The organism is Streptomyces sp. NBC_00376 (assembly GCF_036077095.1).
Taxonomy (GTDB): Bacteria; Actinomycetota; Actinomycetes; order Streptomycetales; family Streptomycetaceae; genus Streptomyces.
The window spans coordinates 162,487-188,434 of sequence record NZ_CP107961.1 but is presented as its reverse complement, the minus strand read 5'-3'; the positions used below and the strand labels follow the sequence as shown (position 1 = coordinate 188,434).

Annotated in this window: 7 protein-coding genes and 1 pseudogene; 3 read left to right on the top strand and 5 right to left on the bottom strand. The window is 71.8% G+C overall.

Annotated features, from left to right (window positions below):
• Positions 1-76: 76 nt before the first annotated feature.
• The gene (locus OG842_RS40680) at positions 77-991 is read right to left on the bottom strand and encodes a menaquinone biosynthetic enzyme MqnA/MqnD family protein (protein WP_266738136.1); all 915 of its coding nucleotides are present in this window, start codon (positions 989-991) and stop codon (positions 77-79) included.
• Between the two features lie 399 nt (positions 992-1,390).
• Between OG842_RS40680 and OG842_RS40675 the strand changes: the two genes are divergently transcribed.
• The gene (locus tag OG842_RS40675; RefSeq protein WP_266737972.1) at positions 1,391-2,398 is read left to right on the top strand and encodes a TauD/TfdA family dioxygenase; all 1,008 of its coding nucleotides are present in this window, start codon (positions 1,391-1,393) and stop codon (positions 2,396-2,398) included.
• 23 nt (positions 2,399-2,421) lie between these two features.
• Positions 2,422-5,442, top strand: coding sequence for a non-ribosomal peptide synthetase (locus OG842_RS40670; protein WP_266737973.1), 3,021 nt, complete (start codon positions 2,422-2,424; stop codon positions 5,440-5,442).
• 289 nt (positions 5,443-5,731) lie between these two features.
• On the opposite strand, the gene OG842_RS40665 is transcribed toward OG842_RS40670, so the two are convergent.
• Positions 5,732-6,160, bottom strand: a complete 429-nt coding sequence (locus OG842_RS40665) for a hypothetical protein (RefSeq protein ID WP_266737974.1) — start codon at positions 6,158-6,160, stop codon at positions 5,732-5,734.
• Positions 6,161-6,352: 192 nt separating this feature from the next.
• Between OG842_RS40665 and OG842_RS40660 the strand changes: the two genes are divergently transcribed.
• A complete protein-coding gene (locus tag OG842_RS40660) occupies positions 6,353-6,940 on the top strand; it encodes a histidine phosphatase family protein (RefSeq protein ID WP_266737975.1) in 588 nt (195 codons plus the stop codon).
• Between the two features lie 411 nt (positions 6,941-7,351).
• Here OG842_RS40660 and OG842_RS40655 read toward each other — a convergent pair.
• From OG842_RS40655 to OG842_RS40645, 3 genes and pseudogenes are all read right to left on the bottom strand, one after another.
• A pseudogene (locus OG842_RS40655) lies at positions 7,352-11,338 on the bottom strand (type I polyketide synthase); the annotation flags it as partial.
• Positions 11,339-11,366: 28 nt separating this feature from the next.
• Positions 11,367-20,861, bottom strand: coding sequence for a type I polyketide synthase (locus tag OG842_RS40650; protein ID WP_266737979.1), 9,495 nt, complete (start codon positions 20,859-20,861; stop codon positions 11,367-11,369).
• A gap of 45 nt (positions 20,862-20,906) precedes the next feature.
• A complete protein-coding gene (locus OG842_RS40645) occupies positions 20,907-25,874 on the bottom strand; it encodes a type I polyketide synthase (RefSeq protein ID WP_266737981.1) in 4,968 nt (1,655 codons plus the stop codon).
• Positions 25,875-25,948: the final 74 nt, after the last annotated feature.

The window sequence follows — 25,948 nt, the reverse complement described above, 5'->3', positions numbered from 1 at the left end:
CGCACACGAGCGGCGGACTCCGGTCCGGAGTGTTGCGGACAGTTTGATCCGCCCGGATACGGGGGCTGAACCCCTGTCACCCCCTGTGTTGCCCCTGCGGGTGCAGGCCGAGGACGTCGATCCGCAGATCCGCGGGGAATCCGGCATCCGGTCCACCGACCCTGCGCGCGAACTCGGTGAGGGCAGCGAGCTGCCGTGGCCCGAAATCAAAATCGAGACCGTTGAGGTAATAGTCCTTCAGCGTCTCCGAAGTGAACGTCTCCCATTCCGCGGCCTGTTCGCAGATCAGGTCGATTTCCTGGAGGGAGAGGTCCCGCGCGATCCTGAGGTCCTCGTGGACGCGGTGGACGATTCCGGGCTCACGGGCCAGGAATTCCCGCCGGACGGCCATGACCGCGAAGACGAAGGGCAGTCCCGTCCAGTCCCGCCACATTCCGCCGAGGTCGTGCACCCGCAGGCCGAGCCCCGGGGCCTCGTACAGGGCGGCGCGCAGCGCTACATCACCGATGAGCACACCGGCCTGGGCGTCGCGCATCATCACGTCGAGATCGGGTTCGGTGACCTCGTACCGGGGGTTCACCCCGATCTGCTCGCCGAGCAGCAGCTGGGCGAGGCGGACGGAGGTGCGGCTGGCGGAACCGAGGGCGACCTTCGCGCCGTCGAGTTCGTCGAGCGGCACCTTGCTGAAGATCAGGCAGGACTGCACGTCGCCGTCGCTGCCGATCGCGATGTCCGGCAGGACGACCAGGTCCTCGGCGTGCTTGAGGAACTCGAAGACGCTGATCGGGCTGATGTCCAGCCGGCCCTCGGCCAGGGCGGCGCTGAGGATTTCGGGGCTGTCCCTGGTGACGTCGAGGTCGAGCAGGCTGCCGGTCTTCGCCAGGCCCCAGTACAGGGGCAGGCAGTTCAGGAACGAGATGTGGCCGACACGGGGGCGGTTCCGCTTGAACGTCGCAGCCCGCCCGAATTCACCGAACTCGCCGAACTCCATTCCAGCGAATTCCCGGTCCGTGCACTCCAGCGATCCGGAGAGCTGCGAAGGTTCTATTTCCGTCGTCTGTGCGCTCAAGGTTATCAACGCTTCCGATTGCTCGAATTCTGAATCCCTGACCGTGGCCGACAGGCTGCCGGAACTTATTTTTGGTGCATTTATCGGCCGCCGCCAAAGAGCTGTGAGAGCAGCCACCGTAGCGCGCCCCCGAGAGCGAACTCCGCTTTCCGGAGTGGCACCAAGTGTCCTTGCAGCAAGTGTCCTTCAACGGTAGGGGTGACACCCCTACCGATAAGGGTTGCCCACGTTTCTGGGCGCTCGTAGCCTGCTCGAAAAGCACTTGGCATTCGCTCACGACATCTCGACAACGAATGGAGACTTATGTCTTCCCATACGGAGGTGGCAAGCATCGTCGATCCGGTCTTGCACCTGGACGATGCGGAGAAAGCCGAACTCACCGCCCTGGCCGAAGAACTGTCCGGTACGGCTCCCCGTCTGATCGACGACCCCCGCTGGATCGCCGCCGCGCGCTCGCTGTCGAGCGAGCTGCCGTCCAGGCTGCGGGCCCGGCTGCGGGAGTTCACCTGGGATCCGGGGACCGACGCGATGCTGCTGTTGCGCAACCTGCCGCAGCATGCGCACGGCGAGACACCGGCCACGCCGTCCGTAGCCGGCTCGGTGCAGCGCACCGTCACGGTGCCGGCCGCGGCTCTCGCCCTCATCGGCATGGCTCTGGGCGAGGTGGTCGCCTTCGACAAGGAGAAGTCCGGCGCACTGGTGCAGGACGTGGTGCCGGTGCCCGGGATGGAGAGCTTCCAGGGCAACGCGGGCTCCGCCAAGCTGAACATGCACACGGAGAACGCCTTCCACCCGCTGCGTCCGGACTTCGTCGGCCTGATGTGTGTGCGCAACGACCACGCGAACGTGGCGAAGCTGCGCATAGCGTCGGTCCGCCGCATCGTGCCGCTGCTCCCGGAGCCGGTCCGGGCGATCCTGCACGAGCCGCGTTTCACGATCGCCGCACCGGCGTCGTTCGCCATGCCGCCGGGCAGCGAGGAGCCGCGCGGTGTCCTGACCGGCAGCGTCGACGACCCGGATCTGACGGTCGATTTCAGCAGCACGACGGCGCTGGACGACACCGCGGCCGACGCTCTGCTCCTGCTGGAGAAGGCGGTCGACCACAGCTACCAGGAGCTCCTGCTGGCTCCGGGCGACCTCGCGCTGGTCGACAACCGGATGGCGTTGCACGGCCGGAACGCGTTCCAGCCGCGCTATGACGGCGCTGACCGCTGGCTCCAGCGGATTTTCGTACACATCGACCACCGGAGGTCGCGCGCGTCGCGGCCGGGCGGCGGCCAGGTGCTGCAGAGCTCGGCACCCGGCCCGCTGAACACTCCGGACCGCTGAACACCAAGGAGAGGTAGCAGACCATGCCCATCGGGGCGGACCCCACCATCTACAGTCGGCCGGTCTCCCCCATGGAGGCCTGGTTCCTGGTCTATCCGGACTCGGTGCCCGGTGTCATGCATCTGTTCGTGCAGGGCACCGGGCTCGTCGGCCGGCCCGAGCTGGCCGCCGCCGTCGAGCGGGCGGCGCGCTCCTGCCCCGGTACCCGGCTCACCCGCACGGGCATGACCTGGACGGACAGCGGTGAGGCACCGGCCGTTCGGGAGCTGCCCGAAGGCAGCCTGGACCCTGCCGCCGACGCACCGGACCTGCACCGCCCGCTGATGGGCGACGGCGGACCCACCTGCGAAGTACTGCTGTCGGGGCACTCCGGTGGTACGCACATCGTCTTCCGTGCCTTCCACGGCGCGCTCGACGGCAAGGGCCTGATGTTCTGGGCCGAGGAGGTGTTCCGGGCGCTGCGCGGTGAACCGCTGCTCGGGGCGCCGGACGCGGTGAGCGAGGCGCAGCTGCTCGACCGGCTCGACGCGGCGGGCGTGAAGTCCTCCCCCGGTATCCAGGCGGATCTGGACTGGCCGTCCGCGCTGGGCCCCCGGGCCGCCGGCGGCGAGAACCGGGGCTTCTTCTGGCGCCGCCGCACCATCGACGGATCGCACCCCGGTGCGGTCGCCAAGGTGGCGCTCGCCATCGCCCGGGCCCGCGGTGTGCGGACCGGGCGTTTCATGGTTCCGGTGGACCTGCGCCGCTACGCGCCCGAGCTGCGCTCGACGGGCAACCTCACCCACAATCCGCTGTTCGAGGTGGATGCCGACGCGGGGTGGGAGGACGCTCATGAGCGAATGCTGACGCTGCTGGCCGAGGGGCACGACCTGGCGGCCCGCGCCGACACCGTCATGACGTCCGTGCCGCTGGACATCCTGCGCCGTCAGATCTCCGAGCTCGACGCGTACTCGGCCGCGCAGAACAAGTACTCCGCTCTCGCGACGCTCTCCAACATGGGGAGGATCACCCCGGACGCGCTGAGCACCCCGGCCTTCCGGGCCACCGACGTCTTCGCGCTGCCGAACTCCGGTCCGGTCGGTCCTCCGGAGGTGGACCTGCTGGAGTTCGACGGCCGTACGGAGATCACCATCGGCTGGCACGACGGCCCCGGGACCGCCCAGCGGGCGGAGGCGCTTCTCGACGCGATCGAGGAAGAGCTGTCGCCCGCCCACCGCAGGGAGTGGGCGGGCAACGCCCCGGCCCTGCCGCCGGCCCGGACCGGGACGGTGGTGGAGCAGTTCGAGGCGCAGGCGGCCCGTACGCCGGACGCGATCGCGCTGAACGGGCCGGAGGGGCCGGTCAGTTACGCGGAGCTGAGGCGCAAGGCGGACGCGATCGCGGCGGAGCTGCGGGACCGGGGGCTGGGCCGCGGTTCGGTCGTGGGTCTGGCGGCGGGTCGGACCGTCGCGGCGATGGCGGGCATCTGGGGTGTGCTCAAGGCCGGTGCGGCGTATCTGCCGCTGGACCCGGCCCACCCCGACCAGCGCCTGTCCGGGCTGCTTCGGGACGCCCGCGCGAGCGTGTGCCTGGTCGACCGGGCGCTCGCCAAGCGTGAGCTGGTGCCGGTGGGGTGCGAGGCAGCGGTCCTGGAGGACCTCGCCGACCGCGGAGGCCGCCCGGCCGCAGGCGGCGACGACAACGTACGGCCCGGCGATCTCGCGTACATCATCTACACGTCCGGCTCGACGGGCCGCCCCAAGGGTGTGGAGATCGAGCACGCCCAGCTGACGGTGTTCGCCGACTGGGCGATCCGTACCTACGGCGTGAACGACACCACCTGCTACCCGCTGTTCACCTCGCTGGCGTTCGACCTGTCCAACACGGCGCTGTTCCTGCCGCTGCTGGTCGGCGGTTCCATCACCCTGGTCCCGGACGACCTCGACCATGTGGTGCTGCGGGAGATGCTGACCTCCTCGGGAGCCAACGCGCTCAAGCTCACCCCGACCCACCTGGACCTGATCAGCCGGCTGGGGCTGCGGCCCACGGGCTTCCGTACGGTCGTCGCGGGGGGCGAGCTGCTGCGCGGCTCGGTCGCCGCGCGGGCGCAGGAGATCTTCGGCCCGCAGTGCCGCATCTTCAACGAGTACGGTCCGACGGAGACGACGATCGGCTGCATGTCCCGGGAGTTCGACCCGGCGCGCGATGCCGAGCTGGCGTCGGTCCCGATCGGCCTGCCGACCCCCGGCACCCACATCCATCTGCTGGACGCGCGCGGCTGCTTCGTCGAGCCGGGCGAGGTCGGCGAGATGTTCCTGGCCGGGGACCAGCTCGCCCGCGGCTACCGGGGCCGCCCCGACCTGAACGCGGAGCGCTTCCTGCGCCTCGCCGACGGCACCCGGGTCTACCGCAGCGGTGACCTGGCCCGGCTGCTGCCGTCCGGCGAACTGGAGTCGGCGGGCCGCACCGACGAGCAGGTCAAGGTGCACGGCCACCGGGTGGAGCCGGCCGAGATCGCCCACACCCTGGAGGAGCACCCGGCGGTGGCCAGCGCCTTCGTCGCGGGCCTGCCGCGCCCGGGGACGACCGACAAGGCGCTGTACGCGTGGGTCGTGCTCGACGACGCGGAGGTGCCGACCGACGCACTCGCCGCGTACGTCGCCGAGCGGCTGCCGCGCTACATGGTCCCCGGCACGACCCTGGTGATCCCGGAGCTGCCGCTGACCCCGAACGGCAAGGTCGACGTCTCCGCCCTGCCGACCCCGTTCGAGACATCCGGGGAGCCGTCGGAGGCACCGGACCCGGCCGGGGAACGCTCGGGCATCGAGGCTGCGGTGGCGGAGATCTGGTCCGACACCCTGGGCCTGCCCGCGACCCGACTGGGCCAGGAACCGGACTTCCACGCCCTGGGCGGCGACTCGGTGACCCTGCTGACGATGCTGGCCCGGGTGGCCTCGCAACTGGTGCCCCCGGCCCGGGAGAAGGAGTTCATGTCCCACCTGGCACGCTTCATCGCACGCCCGACCCTCCGACACGTCACGGAGGTCGCGGAGAGCCTGCGCTGACGTACGCCCCCGGCATGGAGGAGCACGACCCGCAACGGCTCAGCGCCGTCTGCAGCCCCGCAGTGCCTGCGGGGCTGCAGTTCGTTGCGACAAGGCCAGAATCACTCTCCAGCGGTCAGCACGGAACGTGCCGTGGTTCGGGACGCCGGACGGTCTGGCGGCCCGTTCAGCACCGCCCTGCCACCCGGCATCATGTGGGCCGCGTCCTCGCCACAGACGAGGCATACAGCCGGCCCGCTCACCACAAGAAGGGCACCAAGCCCAGGCGAACCGTCGCGGAGCTACCAGATCAGACACCTTGAGTGCGAGTGACGGCAGCAGCGATGCCGGACTCCCGAAGCGCGCGGGCCAGGTGCTCCATCTCGGGAAGCGTTCCTGAGTAATCACCGTCCAGCACACGGTTCAGCACAGCCTTGGCGCACTTCAGATCAATGCCGAGCTCAGCCCGTAGCACACGCATGATGACGACGCTCTTCGTCGGTGGACTGCTCACCTGCAGCCTCGCGGGTCCATGCTCGGAGAGCATCTGATCCCGCCGTTCGGCCGGCACGTCGGCACCGCACGCGGCAACCACAGATCCACAGGCGGAACAGGTTGATTCGACGTCCCATCGCAACCGGCCGTCCACCAGGGCCTGAACTCCCCAGCACTCCAGCTCAGCACCGCAGTCCCGGCACTCGGCGGAGTACCTGACGGATTCGAAAACCGCCTGCTCCATCCCCACCCCCAACGGAGACGAGGTTAAACGACGAGCCGAACTTGTTCTTTGACCTGCGCGCTGGCTGCGGGCAGTGACGGCCCTCTTTCGGTGGCGGCACCGCCCCTGTGGTCACCGCCGGTCATCGGTGCTTCGGGCGGCCTCGAGGCGGTTTCTATGGACGGCGGTGGCCGCAGTGGCTACATTCCGCGAATGATCACGGCACTGGACACCCTGACTGTGGACCTGGTACCCCACACCCAGTCGGTCACACGTGAGGGTTGGACGGGCAAAGATTCGGCGCGCCCACTGAGCCCACAGGGCCTGAGCCAGGCCGGCTCCCTGGCAGCGGTCATGCGGGACAGCATCGATGCGATCTATTCCAGCCCGGCGAAGCGGTGTGTGCAGACGGTTGAGCCGCTGGCCCGGTCCTTCGGCCTGAGCATTGCGACCGCTCCGGGCCTGGCTACCCCCGATGGCATCTACCAGCCGCAGGAATGGACCGAAGGGTTCTTCTCCCCGTTCCAGCGGGAGCTGGGCGGAGCCTGGATGGCCGGAGCAGCCCTTGCGGTGCTGATCACGATGGGCAACGCCCACCCAGGTGGCCACGTGGTGGCCTGCTCGCACGGTGACGTCATCCCTGTGCTTGTGGCCCAGGCGCTGGCCCTCTACGGCCGCTCGTCCCCGCCCCCCGTCGTGGACCGGGGCGGCTGGCACCGGATGCGGTTCGGCACAGATGCACTGACCATCGAGTCCCACGGTCCCGTGGTGTCACTGCCTACCCGCGCAGATTCGATCTGAGCACGCCTTCCGGCCGTTCAAGCAGACCCTCGTCTGGACCCGGCCGAAGATGGACCCGGCAGCCCCTGACCAGGACGCCCACCAGACTCCAGGAACCGCAGGCACCAAGTCACAGGCGGGCGTGCGTGATCCGGGCCAGGGGCCGCACAACCACCCAGCGGCGGAGCAGGATCTCTTTGGCCGCGTCGGCCCAACGGGCCATGAACCCGTAGCACGTGCGCCACGGCGGGAAGTCCTGGGGCAGGGCCCCAGGCTCCGGGCGGGGATTCCCACTCGCCGTCGTGCGAGGTCGCGTGCCTGTTCACGGCCGTCGGCCGGTCGGCGGAGGCGTCCGTCGTGGGACGGGCGCCTCCGACCGGCGGGATTGTCAGGGAACGGCTACAGACCCTGGTCGTTCAGCCACTCCTGGATGCGCTTGGCGACGTCCTCCGAGTGGTCGCCCAGCATCGTGAAGTGGTCACCGGGTACGTCGACCACATCGTGTTCGTACGGCCACTGGGCGCGCCAGTCGGCGTCCTCCGGGATGGTGCCGAGCGGGTCGGCCGCGCGGACCAGGAGGGTGGGTACGTCGAGCGGCTGGGCCTTCCAGTCGAAGAAGAACTGGAGGTACGCCGCCCAGGCCGTGGTGCGGTAGTCGTCCATCGGTGTGTACGCGCTGTCCCGTTCGACCATTCCGTCGAGCATCTGCGGGATCCAGTTGACGAGCACCTCGCTGTCGACGGGGTAGCTGTCCATGAGGACAACCGCGTCGGGGGCGCGGCCCTGGCGGGCCAGTTCCAGTGAGAGGACGTTGGCGACCATGGCGCCGCCGGAGTGGCCGGTGAGGACGAACGGGCGGTCGCCGACGGTACGCAGGACCGTGTCCGCGTGGGTGCGCAGCAGTGTGTCGCGGCTCGCGGGCAGGTCCTGGCCGGCTCCGAACCCGGGGTGCGGGAGGGCGTAGACGTCCCGCACCCCGCGGAAGCCCGCCGCCAGGCGTGCGTACTCGTGGGCGCCGGACAGCATCGACATGGTGCAGCAGCTGATCAGCGCGGGGCGTGCCTCCTCCCCGCCGGTCCGGCCCAGCGGGACCGCGCGGTGCGGTGTCTCCAGGCTCGTGTGGTCCTCGTACGTCGGGCGGAAGGAGGCCAGGTTGATCAGCAGTTCCGTGTACTCCACGGGCTTGCCGATGTCACGGCTGTGCCGGAAGAGCTGCCCGAGCAGGCCGTTGGCGCCGGGCTGCGGGGTCTCGTCCGCGGTCTCGTCGTCCTCGGCTCCGGCCTCGGCGCCGAGCAGACGTTCGGCGAGGTGGCGGGCGAGCCGGACCGGTGTGGAGTGGTCGAACAGCAGGGTCGGCGACAGGGTGACGCCGAGGACCTGCTGAAGGTTGTTGCGCATCCTGAGCGCGGTCAGGGAGTCGAAGCCCTGCTCAAGGAAGTTGGTGTCCTTCTCGATGGCCTCGGCCGAGTCGTGGCCCAGGACGGCGGCGGCGTGCTGCGTCACGAGGCCGACGAGCAGCCAGTGCCGCTCGGCGGCGGGCGTGTCCCGCAGGCGCGCGGCGAACTCCTCGCTCGCCTGGGCCACCTCTTCCTCGTCGATCGTCCCGGCCGACTCGCCCGAGGGCGCGGGGGCCGGGAAGAAGGTGCCGGGTGCGGGCGGGGCCGGCCAGTAGTGGGTGCGCTGGAAGGCGTACGTGGGGAGGTGGGTGCGGGTGGCACCGGTGTCGGCGAAGACGGTCTGCCAGTCGACAGTGGTGCCGTGGCAGTGGGCCTCGGCCAGGGAAGTCAGGAACCGGTCCTGGCCGCCTTCCTGGCGGCGCAGGGTGCCGAGGACCGCGGCATCGGCGCCGACGTTCTCGACGGTGCCCTGGAGGCCGATCGCGAGGACGGGATGCGGGCTGACCTCGATGAAAATGCTGTGGCCGTCGGCCAGGGCTGCGCGGGTGGCCTGTTCGAACTCGACCGTTTCACGAAGGTTGTTGTACCAGTAGCCCGAACCCATCTCCGTACCGTCGAGCAGCCTGCCGGTGAGGGAGGAGTAGAGGGGCGTACCGCCGGTATGCGGGGTGATGCCCGCCAGCAGCTTCGCGAGCTCGGGTTCGATCTCTTCGACGTGGGCGGAGTGGGAGGCGTAGTCCACGTCCACCTTGCGGGCGCGGATCTTGTCGTTCCGGCACTCGGCCAGCAGCTCGTCCAGGGCCTCCGGGTCGCCCGAAACGACCGCGGAGGAAGGGCCGTTGACGGCGGCGATGGAGATCCGGCCGTCCCAGGTCTTGATCTTCTCGCGCACCCAGGTTGCGGACTGGGCGACGGACACCATGCCGCCGCGGCCGGCGAGGGCGGTGATGGCCCGGCTGCGCAGGGCGACGACCTTGGCCGCGTCGCTCAGGGACAGGATGCCGGCGACGGCTGCCGCCGCGATCTCGCCCTGGGAGTGGCCGATCACGGCCGCCGGCTCGACACCGTACGACCGCCACACCTCGGCGAGGGACACCATCACGGCCCACAGCACCGGCTGCACCACATCCACCCGGTCGAGGCCCGGTGCGCCGTCCGCGCCGCGTACGACATCGGTCAGCGACCAGTCGGTGTACGGCTCCAGCGCCGCCGCGCATTCCGCCATCCGTGCCGCGAACACCGGGGAGGAGTCGAGCAGTTCCACTGCCATGCCGGTCCATTGGGCGCCCTGGCCCGGGAACACGAACACGGGGCGGGAGCCCCGGCCGGCCACGCCGGACATGGCCGTGGCCGCAGGTGCGCCCTCGGCGAGGGACTCCAGGGCGGTGAGGAAGTCCGCGCGTTCACCGGCCACCACGGCCGCCCGGTGGTTGAACGCCGTCCGGGTCAGGGCGAGGGAGTAGCCGATGTCCGTGAGGGACGTGTTCGTGTCCTCGCGTACGCGGTCGAGCAGGCGCCCGGCCTGGGCGCGCAGGGCCTTCTCCGTCTTGGCCGACAGCACCCAGGGGACGACGCTGGGCCCGGCCACGGAGGCTGCCTTCCCCGGCTCCCGCTCCGGCGGCGCGGGCTGCTCCTCCTCCGGCGCCTCCTCCACGATGATGTGGACGTTCGTACCGCTCATGCCGAACGAGGAGACACCCGCCCGGCGTGCCCGGCCGGTCTCGGGCCAGGGCTGCTGCTCGTCGAGCAGCCGGACCGCGCCCGCCGACCACTTGACGTGGGTCGACGGCTCCTCGGCGTGCAGGGTGCGCGGCAGGATGCCGTTGCGGATGGCCATGACCATCTTGATGACGCCCGCGACACCGGCGGTGGCCTGCGGGTGGCCCATGTTCGACTTCAGGGAGCCGAGCCACAGCGGGCGGTCCTCGGGGCGGTTCTGGCCGTACGTGGCGAGCAGGGCCTGGGCCTCGATCGGGTCGCCCAGGGTGGTGCCGGTGCCGTGTGCCTCGACGACGTCCACGTCGGCCGTGGTCAGGCGGGCGTCGGCGAGGGCCTGCCGGATGACCCGGCGCTGGGCCGGGCCGCTGGGGGCCGTGAGGCCGTTGCTCGCGCCGTCCTGGTTGACGGCGGAGCCACGGATGACGGCCAGTACCTCGTGTCCGTTGCGGCGGGCTTCCGAGAGCCGCTCCAGGAGCACCATGCCGGTGCCCTCGGCCCAGCCGGTGCCGTCGGCGGAGTCGGCGAAGGCCTTGCAGCGGCCGTCGGCGGCCAGCCCGCCCTGCTTGCTGAACTCGGAGAAGACACCGGGGGTGGCGATGACGGCGGCGCCGCCCGCGACGGCAAGCGTGCATTCGCCCTTGCGCAGCGACTGGACGGCCAGGTGGAGCGCCACGGACGACGACGAGCACGCCGTGTCCACGGTGACGGCGGGGCCCTCCAGGCCGAAGGCGTAGGAGATACGGCCGGAGAGCACACCACCGGCGGTACCGGTGAGCAGGTACGACTCGCTGCCCTGCGCGTCTCCGTACATGGTCGCGCTGTACCCGGAGGCCGAGCAGCCGACGAAGACGCCGGTGGGTGTCCCCTTCAGCGCGGTCGGGTCGAAGCCGCCGCGTTCGAAGGCCTCCCAGGTGGCCTCCAGCAGCAGGCGCTGCTGCGGGTCCATGGCGAGGGCCTCGCGCGGGCTGATCCCGAACGGGGCCGGGTCGAAGCACGGGGCGTCGTGGACGAAGCCGCCCTCCAACGAAACCGGTGCGTCGGCCGGTTCGTCGGGGCCGCGCAGCCACGCCGGGTCCCAGCCCCGGTCGGTGGGGACGGCCGAGACGGCGTCCCGGCCGTCGAGCACGAGTTGCCACAGCGCCTCCGGGGAGTCGGCGCCGCCGGGCAGCCGGCAGCTCATCCCGACGATGGCGATGGGCTCGGTCGACGCGTCGGTCAACCGCTGGTTCTGCAGTTTCAGCCGCTCGTTGTCCACGAGGGCGGAGCGGAGCGCCTCGACGATCTGGTCGGCACCGGAATCCATCAGCTGTTCCCCCTGTACGTTCGAGCCCTCATGCGCTCTTCGTCTCCAATGCCATGCGGATCAGCTCCTGGACGTCCATGGCCTTGATCTCGTCACTGCGGTCGGTGCGGTCACCGTCGACGCGGTCGTCACCGGCCTGCTGCCCGGCAACCGGGACGCCGTCCTCGTCGTCCGCCCCGGCGGCCGTGTCCGGCAGCAGTTCGTGGCGGATGCGCTCGGCGAGCGTCTCGGGCGACGGCTCGTCGAAGACGATCGTCGATTCGAGGTCCAGCCCGGTCGCCTCGTTGAGGCGGTTGCGCAGTTCGATGCCCATCACGGAGTCGAAGCCGAGGTCGCGGAAGGCCCGGTCCGGTTCGATCGCGTGGGCGGACGCGTAGCCGAGCACCTGCGCGGCCTCGGCGCGCACCAGCTCCTGAAGGATCCGCCGCTGTTCGTCGGCCGGTGCGGAGACCAGTCGTGCGTGCAGGGCGGCGGAGGCTTCCTGGGACCCTTCCGGAGCCTGGTCGGTGTCCGCCCCGGTCCGGCCTCCGGGCCGCGGGTCGTACAGCTCGCTCAGCAGCCGGCTGGCGCGCAGGGCTGTGAACGAGGGGGCGAACTTCTCCCAGGCCACATCGGCCACGGTGACGCATGCCTCGTCCAGGGCGAGTGCCCGGTCCATGGCCGCGATGGCGGTGTCCGGATCCATCAGGGTCAGGCCCCGGCGCTCCAGCTGTTCCACGGCCTCGCCCTGGGCGAGACCACCCCCGGCCCAGGGGCCCCAGGCGAGGGAGGTGGCGGCCAGGCCACGGGCTCGGCGTTCCTCGGCGAGGCCGTCCAGGTAGGCGTTGGCCGCGGCGTAGCCGCCCTGCCAGCCGCTGCCCCAGGTGGCCGAGATGGAGGAGAAGAGGACGAACGCGTCCAGGTCGGCGTCCGCGAAGACGGCATCGAGGTTGGCCGCGCCGGTCACCTTGGCGTCCAGTACGCCGGCCAGCTCCTCCGGAGTGATGGCAGCCAGGGCGGTGGCCTGTCCGACTCCCGCGGTGTGGACCACGGAGCGGACCGGTGTGCCTGCGGCCTCCAGCGAGCGGGCCAGTTCGGTGAGTGCGGTCCGGTCGGTCGCGTCGCAGGCGACGACCGTGGCGCGGGCGCCCAACTCCTCTATCTGCGCGCACAGTTCGGCGGCCCCGGGGGCATCCGTGCCGCGCCGGCTGGTGAGGACGACGCGGTCGGCGCCACCGGCGGCGGCCCAGCGGGCCACCCTGGCGCCGAGTCCGCCGGTACCGCCGGTGATGAGTACGGTGCCGCGTACGGTCCAGGCGGAGTCCGGCCCGGTCCGGCCGCGCACGACGCGGCGTACGAAGGTCCCTTCGGCGCGGATCGCGGCCTGGTCCTCGCCGTCGGAGCCCGCGAGGAGGGCGGCGGCCCGGTCCCAGGCCGTGGTGTCGAGGGTCTCGGGCAGGTCGATCAGGCCGCCCCAGCTCTTCGGGTGCTCCAGGGCGACCACCCGGCCCAGGCCCCAGACCTGAGTCTGGGCGGGGCTGCGCAGCGGGTCGGCCGGCCCTGTGGAGACGGCGCCCCGGGTGAGGGCCCACAGCGGTGCCTGGACACCGGCCTCGCCGAGCCGCTGGACGAGGGCGAGCGTTCCGGCCAGGCCGGGGGCCACGCCCTGTACGAGGGCCGTGTCGTCGGGGGCCGTGTCGTGGAGAGTCGTGCCGTCGAGTCCCAGCAGGGAGAGGACGCCGACGGCGTCGGTGTACGCGGAGAGGTCCGTGGCGCCGGGCTCCAGCCGGACCACCTCGGCGCCGGCCGACTTCAGGCCCTGTTCCGCCCACTCGGCGAGCTCGGCGGTGGCGAGCGACGCGGGGACGGCCAGCAGCCAGCGGCCGGAAAGCACGGTGCCGGAGGCGGGAGTGGACGCGGCGGCGGCGAAGGGGTGCCAGGTCGCCTCGTAACGCCAGTTGTCCACGGTGTCCTGCCGGCGCCGTCGTTGGCGCCAGGTGGACAGGGCGGGCAGGGCGTCCTTGAGCGGTACGTCACCGGTCAGGCCGATTCCGGCCAGGAGGGCCGAGAGGTCGCCCGAGTCGATGGCTTCCCACAGCGCCGTGTCGACCGCGTGCTCGGCGGGTGCGGCGGCGGCCGGGGCGGGGAGCACCGGCTGCTCGGGGGCCTGCGGCCAGTATCGCCGGCGGTCGAAGGCGTACGTGGGCAGGTCCACGCGCCGGGCACCGGTCCCGGCGTAGAAGCGGCTCCAGTCCAGGGGCGCGCCGTGCACATGGGCGGCGGCGATCGCGCCGATGACACTGCGTGGCTCGTCCAGCGCCTTGCGCAGCGCGGGGATCAGCGTCTTCTTGCGGGGGTCGACGAGGCAGTCCTGGCCGATCGCGGCGAGCGCGCCGCCGGGGCCGAGTTCCAGGTAGGTGGTGACGCCCTGGGTTTCGAGGTGGCGGATGCCGTCGAGGAAGCGGACGGCCTGGCGGACGTGGTCCACCCAGTAGTCGGCGCTCAGCAGTTCCTCGCCGGCGAGTTCGCCGGTCAGGTTGGAGACGATCGGGATCTGCGGTGCGTGGAAGGTCAGGTTCCTCGCGACCGCCCTGAACTCGGCGAGCATGGGCTCCATGCGCGGCGAGTGGAACGCGTGACTGACCCGCAGCCGCTTCGTCTTCTCAAAACCGGACGCGATGGCGAGTACGGCGTCCTCGCCGCCCGAAATGACCACGGCCTTCGGGCCGTTGATCGCGGCGATCGAGACGTCGTCGGTGAGGAGCGGCAGGATTTCCGCCTCGGTGGCCTGGACGGCGACCATCGCTCCGCCGGTGGGCAGCGCCTGCATCAGACGGCCCCGGGCAGCAACGAGTGCTGCCGCGTCCTCCAACGACCAGACGCCCGCCACGTGCGCGGCGGCCAGCTCACCGATCGAGTGGCCGAGCAGGTAGTCGGGCGTGATGCCCCAGTGCTCCAGCAGCTGGAAGAGGGAGACCTCGATCGCGAACAGTCCAGCCTGGGTGTAGACGGTCTGGTCGATCAGCTCCGACCCGTCGAAGACGATGTCCTTGACCGGCTGGTCGAGATGCCGGTCGAGTTCGGCGCAGACCGCGTCGAACGCATCGGCGAACACCGGGTACGCCTCGTACAACTCACGGCCCATCCCGGCCCGCTGCGACCCCTGACCCGAGAACAGGAACGCCGAACGGCCTGTGGTCGCCTGGCCCTTCACCACGCCCGCGGCCGTCGCTCCGGCGGCCAGGACCTCCAGGCCGCGCAGGAGTTCGGCGCGGTCGGCCGCCACCACGGCGGCCCGGCGCTCCAGTTGGGCCCGGTGCGTGACCAGCGAGTGGCCGATGTCGACGAGCGAGGAGCCGCCGTCCTCGCGGATGCGGGCGAGGAGCCGCTCGGCCTGGCCGGCCAGGGCCTGGTCCGACCTGGCCGACAGCACCAGCGGGACCAGTGGCGGCAGCGTCGCGGGCGTCGGGCCCGCATCGGCGGACTGCTCCGGATCGGCCGGTGCCTGCGCGAGGATCACGTGCGCGTTGGTGCCGCTGATACCGAAGGAGGAGACGGCGGAACGGCGCGGGCGGTCGCCCGTCTCGGGCCAGTCCCGGTTGCCGGTGAGCAGCTCGACCGCGCCGGCCTCCCAGTCCACCTGGGTGGAGGGCCGGTCGACGTGCAGGGTCTTCGGGAGTACGCCGTGGCGCATGGCCAGGACCATCTTGATGACGCCCGCGACACCCGCCGCCGCCTGGGTGTGGCCGATGTTCGACTTGATCGAGCCGAGCAGCAGGGGCTGTCCGCCCTCGGTGCGCTCACGGCCGTATGTGGCGAGCAGGGCCTGCGCCTCGATGGGGTCGCCCAGTGTCGTCCCCGTACCGTGTGCCTCGACCGCGTCGACCTCACTGCCGGACAGGCCGGCGTTGGCGAGGGCCTGGCGGATGACGCGCTGCTGGGAGGGGCCGTTGGGGGCGGTCAGGCCGTTGGAGGCGCCGTCCTGGTTGACGGCGGAGCCGGCCACGACGGCGAGGACCTGGTGGCCGTTGCGGCGGGCGGTGGAGAGCCGTTCGACGAGCAGGACGCCGACGCCCTCGCCCCAGCCGGTGCCGTCGGCGGAGTCCGCGAAGGCCTTCACCCGTCCGTCGGCGGCGAGTACGCCCTGCTGGCTGAACTCCAGGAACACGCCCGGGGTGGACATGACGGTGACGCCGCCCGCGACGGCGAGTTCGCATTCGCCGGTCCGCAGCGCCTGGACGGCCCAGTGGAGCGCGACGAGCGAGGAGGAACAGGCCGTGTCGACGGAGACCGCGGGGCCTTCGAAACCGAGGGTGTAGGCGATGCGTCCGGAGAGCACACTCGCGGAGCTGCCGGTGGCCACGTAGCCCTGGACGCCCTCGGTGGAGCCGATCAGCAGATTGGCGTAGTCCTGGCCGTTGGTGCCGACGAACACGCCGGTGCGGCTGCCCTTGAGCGAGGTCGGGTCGATGCCGGCCCGTTCGAAGGCGTCCCAGGCGGTCTCCAGCAGGAGCCGTTGCTGCGGGTCCATGGCGAGGGCCTCGCGCGGCGAGATCCCGAAGAAGGCGGGGTCGAACTCGCTGATGGCGTCGATGAATCCGCCTTCGCGGACGTGCGAGGCGCCGGGCTTGTTCGGGTCGGCGTCGTAGTACTGCTCCAGGCTCCAGCCTCGGTCGCCCGGGAGCGGCGAGATCGCGTCGGTGCCCGCGGCCAGCAGGTCCCACAGCTGCTCGGGCGAGCTGACTCCGGCCGGGAAGCGGCAGCCCATCCCCACGATCACCACGGGATCGTCGGCATCGGCCGGGAGGGCCGGGGCGGCGACGGCCCCGGCGGCCGAGGTGCTCGCCGTGGGGGCCAGCTCCGTGTGCAGGAAGGCGGCCAGATCGTTGGGGGTCGGGTAGTCGAAGACCAGGGTGGCGGGCAGGCGGAGCCCGGTGGTGGCGGCGAGCAGGTTGCGGAGCTCGACGGCGGTCAGGGAGTCGAAGCCGAGCTCCCGGAACGCCTTGCCGGGCTGCACGTTGTCGTCGGACTTGTGGCCGAGCACCGCGGCGGCCTGGCCGCGCACCAGGTCCAGCAGCATCCGGGTGCCGTCGGCGGGCGAGAGTTCGGCCAGCCGGGCGGCGAGGACTCCGGTGCTGCCGGTGTCGGCGGAGGCGGCGGAGACGGTCTGGGCGGTGAACGTGGCGGCGGCCCGGCGTACGTCGTCGATGTCGCCGATGAGCGCGGCCCGGCCGGTGGCCAGCCGGCCCGGCGCGAGCACGGCCCAGTCGACGTCGGCGATGGCGGCACACGCACCGCCGGCCGCGACGGACTTGGCCATGACGGCGACCGCGACCTCGGGGTCCATGGCGGGCATGCCGCCGCGCTCCATGCGCTGGGCGATGAGCGGGTCGGTGGCGAGGCCACCGCCGCCCCAGGCGCCCCAGGCGATGGAGGTGGCCGGGAGGCCGAGGGAGACGCGGTGGTGGGCCAGGGCGTCGAGCAGCGCGTTGGCGGAGGCGTAGTTGGCCTGGCCCGCGTTGCCGAACGTCCCGGCCAGCGAGGAGAACACGACGAACGCGTCGAGGTCGAGATCCTGGGTCAGCTCGTGCAGATGGACCGCGGCGGTCGACTTGGCGTCGAGGACCTGCGCGAAGCGCTCGGGGCTCATCGAGGGCAGCACGCCGTCGTCGAGCACGCCCGCCGTGTGGACGACGGCGGTCAGCGGGTGCTCGGCGGGAACCTGTTCGAGTACGGAGACCAGCGCGTCGCGATCGGCGACATCGCAGGTCGCGACGGTGACCGAGGCACCCAACGCGGTGAGTTCGTCGCGCAGTTCGGGCGCGCCGGGGGCGTCGAGGCCGCGTCGGCTGGTCAGTACGAGGTGCTGGGCGCCGTTGCGGGCCAGCCAGCGGGCGACGTGCCCGCCGAGGGCCCCGGTGCCGCCGGTGATCAGGACGGTGCCGCGCGGCGACCACTCGTCCGCCTCGGCGGCGAGCGGTGCGCGGGTCAGGCGGCGGGCCAGCACGCCTGCGGTGCGTACGGCGAACTCGTCCTCGGTGCCGTCGCTTCCGGCGAGGAGCCCAACCAGCCGGTCTGCGGCACGCTCGTCCACGACGACGGGCAGGTCGACCAGACCGCCCCAGGTGGCGGGCTGCTCGATGGCCACGACCTGGCCGAGCCCCCAGACGGCGGCGCGGGCGGGGTCGAGCAGGGTGTCTGCGCCGTTGACGGCCACCGCGCCGTGGGTGGCGCACCACAGGGGGGCGTCGACTCCGGCGTCGTTCAGCGCCTGGACGAGGGTGAGCTCGGCGGCCAGCCCGGCGGGAACGGCCGGGTGGTCACCGTGTGTGCCGTCGGCCAGGGAGAGCAGGGAGAGCACACCGGACAGGTTCCAGTCGCCCGCGAGCAGTCCGGCGAGTTCCTCGCGATCGGGAGCGCTGCCGGAGACGGTGATACGAGCGGTCCGGGCACCGTGCCGGGCCAGGCCCTCGGCGACGGTCTCGACGAGCAGGGTTTCGTCGGCGGAGAGGTCCGCGGGTACGGCGAGCAGCCAGCGGCCCGTCAGGGTGGCTTCGAGTGCGCTAGGGAGGGGCTTCCAGGTGACCCGGTAGTGCCAGGAGTCGGAGGCCGAGCGCTCACGGCGGTGGCGGCGCCATGCGGCCAGGACGGGCAGCACGGTTTCGAGCGAGGCCGCGGTGGGCTCGTCGACACGGCCGAGGGTCTCGGCGAGCGCGTCCAGGTCCTGGTGCTCGATGGCCTCCCAGAAGGCGGCGTCGTCCGGGTCGATGGCCTCGACCAGTGTCGCGGCGGGCGAGTCCGGCCAGTAGTGGGCGCGTTGGAAGGGGTAGGTGGGGAGGGGGACGCGGGTGGCGCCGGTGCCGGCGAAGACGGCCGTCCAGTCGACGGTGGTGCCGTGGACGTGGGCCTCGGTGAGCGAGGCCAGGAACCGGTCGAGTCCGCCCTCGTCGCGGCGGAGCGTGCCGAGGACGGTGGCGTCCGTGTCGGCGTCTCCGATGGTGCCCTGGAGGCCGAGGGAGAGGACGGGGTGGGGGCTGACCTCGATGAAGACGGAGTGTCCGTCGGCCAGGGCGGCGCGGGTGGCCTGCTCGAACTCGACGGTTTCGCGCAGGTTGTTGTACCAGTACCCGGCACCCATCTCCGTACCGTCGAGCAGTCCCCCGGTGAGGGACGAGTACAGGGTCGTACCGCCGGTCTGCGGTGCGATGCCCCCGAGGAGCTTCGCGAGCTCGGGTTCGATCTCCTCGACGTGGGCGGAGTGGGAGGCGTAGTCCACGTCCACCTTCCGGGCGCGGATCTCGTTGGCCTGGCAGTCGGTGACCAGCTCGTCCAGGGCCTCGGGGTCGCCGGAGACGACGACGGAGGAGGGGCCGTTGACGGCGGCGATGGAGATCCGCCCGTCCCACGCCGCGATCTTCTCCCGCACCCAGGCCGCAGGCTGCGCAACCGACACCATGCCACCACGGCCCGCGAGCGCGATGATCGCCCGGCTGCGCAGCGCAACGACCTTCGCCGCATCGCCCAGCGAGAGAATGCCTGCAACGGCGGCCGCCGCGATCTCACCCTGCGAGTGACCGATGACCGCCGCCGGCTCGACACCGTACGACCGCCACACCTCGGCGAGGGACACCATCACGGCCCACAGCACCGGCTGGACCACATCCACCCGGTCCAGACCGGGCGCGCCGTCGACGCCACGCACGACGTCGATCAGCGACCAGTCGACGTACGGCTCCAGCGCGGCGGCGCACTCCGTCATCCGTGCGGCGAACACCGGCGAGGACTCCAGCAGCCCCACCGCCATCCCGGCCCACTGCGCACCCTGACCCGGGAACACGAACACCGGACGCACCTCCGCGTCCGCCGCCACCCCCCGCACCACACCAGGAGCCGGACCACCCGCAGCAACCGCCTCCAGCGCGGCAACGAACTCCCCACGCCCACCGGCCACCACACCGGCCCGATACTCAAAACGAGACCGGGTCAACGCCAACGAATACCCCAGGTCAACCACCGAAAGCCCGGCATCATCACGAACCCGGGCCAACAGACGACCCGCCTGATCCGCCAGAGCCTGCGGCGACTTCGCCGACAACACCCACGGAACCGCCGACAGCCCCACCCCCACCGGACCCGCAGCACCCGAAACCTCCAGGACCTCGGGGGCCTGCTCCAGGATCACGTGGGCGTTCGTGCCGCTGACGCCGAACGCCGAGACGCCGGCCCGGCGCGGGGCGCCGGTCTCGGGCCAGTCGCGGCGTTCGTCCAGGAGCCGTACGTCGCCCTCGGACCAGTCCACGTGGGTTGACGGCTTGTCGATGTGCAGGGTCTGCGGCAGGACGCCGTGCTGCAGGGCCAGGACCATCTTCATGACCCCGGCGACACCGGCGGCGGCCTGCGTGTGGCCGATGTTCGACTTCAGCGAGCCGAGCCACAGCGGGCGGTCCTCGGGCCGGTCCTGGCCGTACGTGGCGAGGAGGGCCTGGGCCTCGATGGGGTCGCCCAGCGTCGTGCCGGTGCCGTGCGCCTCGACGACGTCGACCTGGTCGGCCGAGACCTTCGCGTTGTCGAGGGCCTTGAGGATGACGCGCTTCTGCGACGGCCCGTTGGGGGCGGTGAGGCCGTTGGAGGCGCCGTCCTGGTTGACCGCGGAGCCGCGTACGACGGCGAGGACCTGGTGGCCGTTGCGCTGGGCGTCGGAGAGCCGCTCCACGAGGAGCATGCCGACGCCCTCGGAGAAGCCGGTGCCGTCGGCGGCGTCCGCGAAGGCCTTGCAGCGGCCGTTCGTGGCGAGGCCGCGCTGGCGGCTGAAGTCGATGAACATGCCCGGGGTCGCCATGAGGGTCACGCCGCCGGCCAGGGCCATGGAGCATTCGCCGTTGCGCAGCGCCTGGGCGGCCAGGTGCAGGGCGACCAGCGATGACGAGCAGGCCGTGTCGACGGTCACGGCAGGGCCTTCCAGGCCCATCGTGTACGAGATGCGGCCCGAGACGACGGCCGCCGCGCTGCCGGTGCCGAGGTAGCCCTCCAGGCCGGCCTGGTTGCCGACGAGGAGGAGCGGGTAGTCCTGGCCGTTCGTTCCGGCGAACACGCCGACCTGGCTGCCCCGTACGGTCTCGGGGTCGATGCCCGCGTGCTCGAAGGCCTCCCAGGAGGTCTCCAGGAGGAGCCGCTGCTGCGGGTCCATCGCGAGGGCCTCGCGGGGCGAGATCCCGAAGAACCCCGGATCGAACTCGGCGACTCCGTCGAGGAATCCTCCGTCGGCGACGTAGGAGGTCCCCGTCTGGTCGGAGTCGGTGTCGATGATCGATCCGAGGTCCCATCCCCGGTCCGTCGGGAAGGGCGCCATGGCGTCGGTGCCGTCGAACACCAGCCGCCACAGGTCCGCGGGGGTGCGTACACCTCCGGGGAACCGGCAGCTCATGCCGACGATCGCGATCGGCTCCGTGTCACGGGCCTCCCGCTCGCGCAGGCGCTCCTGCGCCACGTCGAGATCGGTGCTGACCCGCTTGAGGAAGTAGCGGAGCTTCTCTTCGTTCGCCACCCTGACGTCCTTTCCTTGGCGTGACCTTGCCGCGCTGGGCAGCGGTTACGAAATGCCGAACTTCTTGCCGAGCAGCTGGAACATCTCGTCGTCCGAGGCGGAGTCGATCTCCGCCGCTGCCGAGGCCGGCACGTCCCCGCGCGGTTCCTCCTGCCAGCTGGCGACGAGCGCCTGCATGCGCAGGAGGACACGGGTACGGCCGACGTTGTCGGCACCGACTGTCGCCATCGCGGCCTCGATCCGGTCGAGTTCCTCAAGGGCGGCGGTCGCCGCGGCCTCACCGTCCTGGAGTAGCTGTTCGCGCATGAACGCGGCCAGAGTCTTGGACGTGGGGTAGTCGAATGCCGTGGTGACCGGCAGTTTCAGACCGGTGCGCAAGGACAGCCTGTTGCGCAGTTCCACGGCGGTGACGGAGTCGAATCCCATCTCGCGGAACGCCTTCTTGACCGGCACGGCCTCGTTTCCGGAGAAGCCGAGGACCGCGGACACGCACTCGCGGATCAGCTCGACGAGGGCGTTCTCCTGCTCCTGCTCGGTCAGGCCGGCCAGGCGCTGGACGAGTTCGGAGGGCTCGGCGCCGCTGCCCGCCTCGGCCATGGCGCGGGCGATGTCCCGGACCTCGGGTACGTCCTCCAGCAGGGGGCTGCTACGGATCGCCGTGAACGCGGTGTAGAAGCGTTCCCAGTCGATGTCGGCGATGAGCAGGCTGCTCTCGTTCTGCTCCACCGCCTGCTGGAGGGCGCCGGTGGCGAGGTCGGGCTGCATCTCGCGCAGGCCGTGGCGGTTGAGCGTGTCGCCGAAGTCGCCGTCGGCCATGCCGCCGCCGCCCCAGGCGCCCCAGGCGACGGAGGTGGCGGGCAGCCCCTGGCCGCGCCGGTGCAGGGCGAGTGCGTCGAGCACGGCGTTGCCGGGGGCGTAGTTGCCCTGGCCGGGGGTTCCGACGGTGCCGCCGAAGGAGGAGAACAGGACGAACGCCTTGAGGTCCTGGTCCCTGGTCAGCTCGTGGAGGTTGAGCGCCGCTCGGGCCTTGGCGTGCAGGGCCCGGTCGATCTGGTCCAGGCTCAGCGAGTCGATGACGCTGTCGTCGAGGACCGCCGCGGTGTGCACGACCGCGGTGAGCGGCTGGTGTGCGGGCAGGGACCCGAGCAGGGCGGCCAGGGCGTCGCGGTCGCCGGTGTCGCAGGCGGCGATGGTCACCTGGGCGCCGAGGCCGGTGAGTTCGGCGTACAAGGCGTCGGCGCCGGGGGCGTCGGTACCGCGGCGGCTGACGAGCAGCAGGTGCTCGGCGCCGCTGCCGGCCAGCCAGCGGGCGACCTGGCCGCCGAGGGCGCCGGTGCCGCCGGTGATCAGTACGGTGCCCTGGGTGCGCCAGGAGCTGTCGCCGGTGGCCGCCTTGAGGGGGAGGCGGCGCAGCCGGCGGACGAAGGTGCCGGCCGGGCGGACGGCGAGCTGGTCCTCCGGGCCCGAGTCGCCCAGGGCCCCGGCGAAGAGCGCGGTGGTGCGCTCGTCGAAGGTGGCCGGCAGGTCGATCAGGCCGCCCCAGCGGTCGGGGTGTTCGAGAGCGGCGACGCGGCCCAGGCCCCAGACGGCGGCCTGGTACGGGGCGTCGAGCGGGTCGGCGATGTTGACCGAGACGGCGCCTCGGGTGGCGGTCCACAGCGGGGCGCGTACCCCTGCCCGGCCCAGTGCCTGGAGCAGGGTGACGGAGGCGGCGTAGCCGCGCGGGACGGCGGGGCCGTCGGGGTGCGGGGTGCCGTCGAGGGCCAGCAGGGACAGGACGCCGGTGGGGGGCGAGAGGTGTTCCGGCGCGAGGGTCGCTTCGATGCGGTCGGCCAGCAGCTCGGGGTCGGTGGTCGCGGTCTCGTCGACGGTGAGGACGACGGTTTCGGCGCCCTGGGCCGTGAGGGCGTTCAGGACGTCGGCGGTGTACGGGTCGTCGGCGAGGCTCGCGGGCAGGGGGACCAGCCAGGTGCCGGCGAGGCGGCCGGCCGAGGGCTGGGAGTGGACGCGCCAGGAGACCTCGTAGCGCCAGTCGTCCGTGGCGGACTTGTCGCGCAGCCGCTTCCGCCAGGAGGACAGCAGCGGAACCATCGTGCCGAGGGTCTGCTCGGCGTCCTCGCCGTCCACCCGGAGCGTCTCGGCGAGGCCCTGGAGGTCGGCCCGTTCGACGGCTTCCCAGAAGGCGCTGTCGGTGGCGTCGGCCTCGTTCGTGGCGGCTGCCGCGAGGAGCGGGGCGATCTCGTCGGCGATCCAGTAGCGGGTGCCCTGGAAGGCGTAGGTGGGCAGGGCCACGCGGCGGGCGCCGGTGTTCGCGAAGACCGCCTCCCAGTCGACGGCCGCGCCGTGGACGTGGGCCTCGGCGAGCGAGGTCAGGAACCGGTCGAGTCCGCCCTCGTCGCGGCGGAGCGTGCCGAGGGTCGCCGCTTCGGCGTCCGCGTCGTCGATGGTTCCCTGGAGGCCGATCGCGAGGACGGAGTGGGGGCTGACCTCGATGAAGACGGAGTGTCCGTCGGCCAGGGCGGCGCGGGTGGCCTGCTCGAACTCGACGGTTTCGCGCAGGTTGTTGTACCAGTACCCGGCACCCATCTCCGTACCGTCGAGCAGTCCCCCGGTGAGGGACGAGTACAGGGTCGTACCGCCGGTCTGCGGGGCGATGCCCGCGAGCAGCTTCGCCAGCTCGGCCTCGATCTCCTCGACGTGGGCGGAGTGGGAGGCGTAGTCCACGTCCACCTTGCGGGCGCGGATCTTGTCGTTCCGGCACTCGGCCAGCAGCTCGTCCAGGGCCTCGGGGTCGCCCGAAACGACCACGGAGGAAGGGCCGTTGACGGCGGCGATGGAGATCCGCCCGTCCCACGCCGTGATCTTCTCCCGCACCCAGGCCGCGGGCTGGGCCACCGACACCATGCCGCCACGGCCCGCGAGCGCGATGATCGCCCGGCTGCGCAGCGCCACCACCTTCGCCGCGTCGCCCAGCGAGAGAATGCCCGCGACCGCCGCAGCGGCGATCTCACCCTGGGAGTGGCCGATCACGGCCGCCGGCTCGACACCGTACGACCGCCACACCTCGGCGAGGGACACCATCACGGCCCACAGCACCGGCTGAACCACATCCACCCGGTCGAAGCCGGGCGCGCCCGAGACGCCGCGCACGACGTCCAGCAGCGACCAGTCGACGTACGGCTCCAGCGCCGCCGAGCACTCCGCCATCCGCGCCGCGAACACCGGCGAGGACTCCAGCAGCCCCACCGCCATCCCGGCCCACTGGGCGCCCTGACCCGGGAAGACGAACACGGGCTTTGTGGCGCGTGCGGCGGATCCGGTGGCCACGTCGGAGCCGGGTTCGTCGGCGGCGACGGTCTCCAGCGCGTTGACGAACTCCTCCCGCGTACCGGCCACGATCGCGGCCCGGTGCTCGAAGCGGGACCGGGTCAGAGCGAGGGAGTAGCCGATGTCCGTGGCGTACGTCTCCGTGTCCTCGTCCTCGCGGATCTGCGCCAGCAGGTTCGCCGCCTGGTCTCGCAGTGCCGTGCGGGACTTGGCGGACAGGATCCAGGGGACGGCCGGGAGGCGGCTGGGCCGGGTCTGGACCGGGTCGGCCGCCTGCTCGGGGGCCGGCGGGGCCTGCTCGATGATGACGTGGGAGTTGGTGCCGCTGACACCGAACGAGGAGACGCCGGCGCGGCGCGGGGCACCGGTCTCGGGCCACGGGGTGGGCTCGGAGACGAGGGCGAGCTCGCCCGCGTTCCAGTCGACGTGCTCCGAGGGCGTGTCGATGTGGAGCGTGGGCGGCAGCACGCCGTGGCGCATCGCCATGACGGTCTTGATCAGCCCGGCGGCGCCCGCGGCGGCCTGGGTGTGGCCGATGTTCGACTTGACCGAGCCGAGCATCAGGGGCCGGCCCTCGGGGCGGCTCCTGCCGTACGCGGCGAGCAGCGCCTGGGCCTCGATCGGGTCGCCCAGCGTCGTACCCGTGCCGTGTGCCTCGACGAGGTCGATCTGGGCGGGCGAGAGGCCCGCGTCGTCGAGGGCGGCGCGGATGACGCGGGCCTGGGCAGGGCCGTTGGGTGCGGTGAGGCCGTTGGAGGCGCCGTCCTGGTTGATGCCGGAGCCCCGGATGACGGCCAGCACCTCGCGTCCGGCGGCCTGGGCGTCGGAGAGCCGCTCGACGAGGAACATGCCGATGCCCTCGCCCCAGCCGGTGCCGTCGGCCTCGGCGGAGAACGCCTTGCAGCGGCCGCTGGTGGACAGGCCGCGCTGGCGGCTGAACTCGGTGAACGCCCCGGCGTTGGCCATGATCGTCACACCGCCGACGAGGGCCATGGAGCACTCGTTCTTCCGCAGCGACTGGGCGGCCATGTGCAGGGCGACCAGCGAGGACGAGCAAGCGGTGTCGACGGTGACGGCGGGGCCGTTGAGGCCGAAGGTGTACGCGACCCGGCCCGAGGCCACGCTGATGGTGGTGCCGATGCCCAGGTAGAGCTCGGTGCCCTCCGGCGGGTTCTCGATGGAGGCGCCGTAGCCCTGGAAGCTGGTGCCGATGAACACACCGGTCTTGGTGGAGCGGAGCGACGCCATGTCGATCCCGGCCCGCTCGACGACCTCCCAGGCGGTCTCCAGGACGATGCGCTGCTGCGGGTCCATCGCAAGGGCCTCGCGGGGCGAGATCCCGAAGAACTCGGCGTCGAACTTGGGGACGTCGTAGACGAATCCGCCTTCGAGCGAGTACGACTGGTCGGGCTCGTCGGGGTCCTTGAAGAAGAGGCCCTCGAAGTCCCAGCCACGGTCCTCGGGGAAGGCGGACAGGGCGTCGGTGCCCGAGTGGACGACCTGCCACAGGTCCTCGGGGGAACGGACGTTGCCCGGGAAGCGGCAGCTCATCGCCGTGATGGCGATGGGCTCGTGCTCCTTGGCCTCGGCGGCCTGGAGCTTGCCACGGGTCTCCTGGAGGTCCGCCGTAACCCGCTTGAGGAAGTAGCGAAGCTTCTGCTCGTCGGTCTTCGATTCGTCAGTCATGGTGGGGTCGCTCCTCGAAGCGGATCTGGGTCGGTGAGGTCCGGCGGTGTCGGCGGAGGCTGCGGCTGCGACGG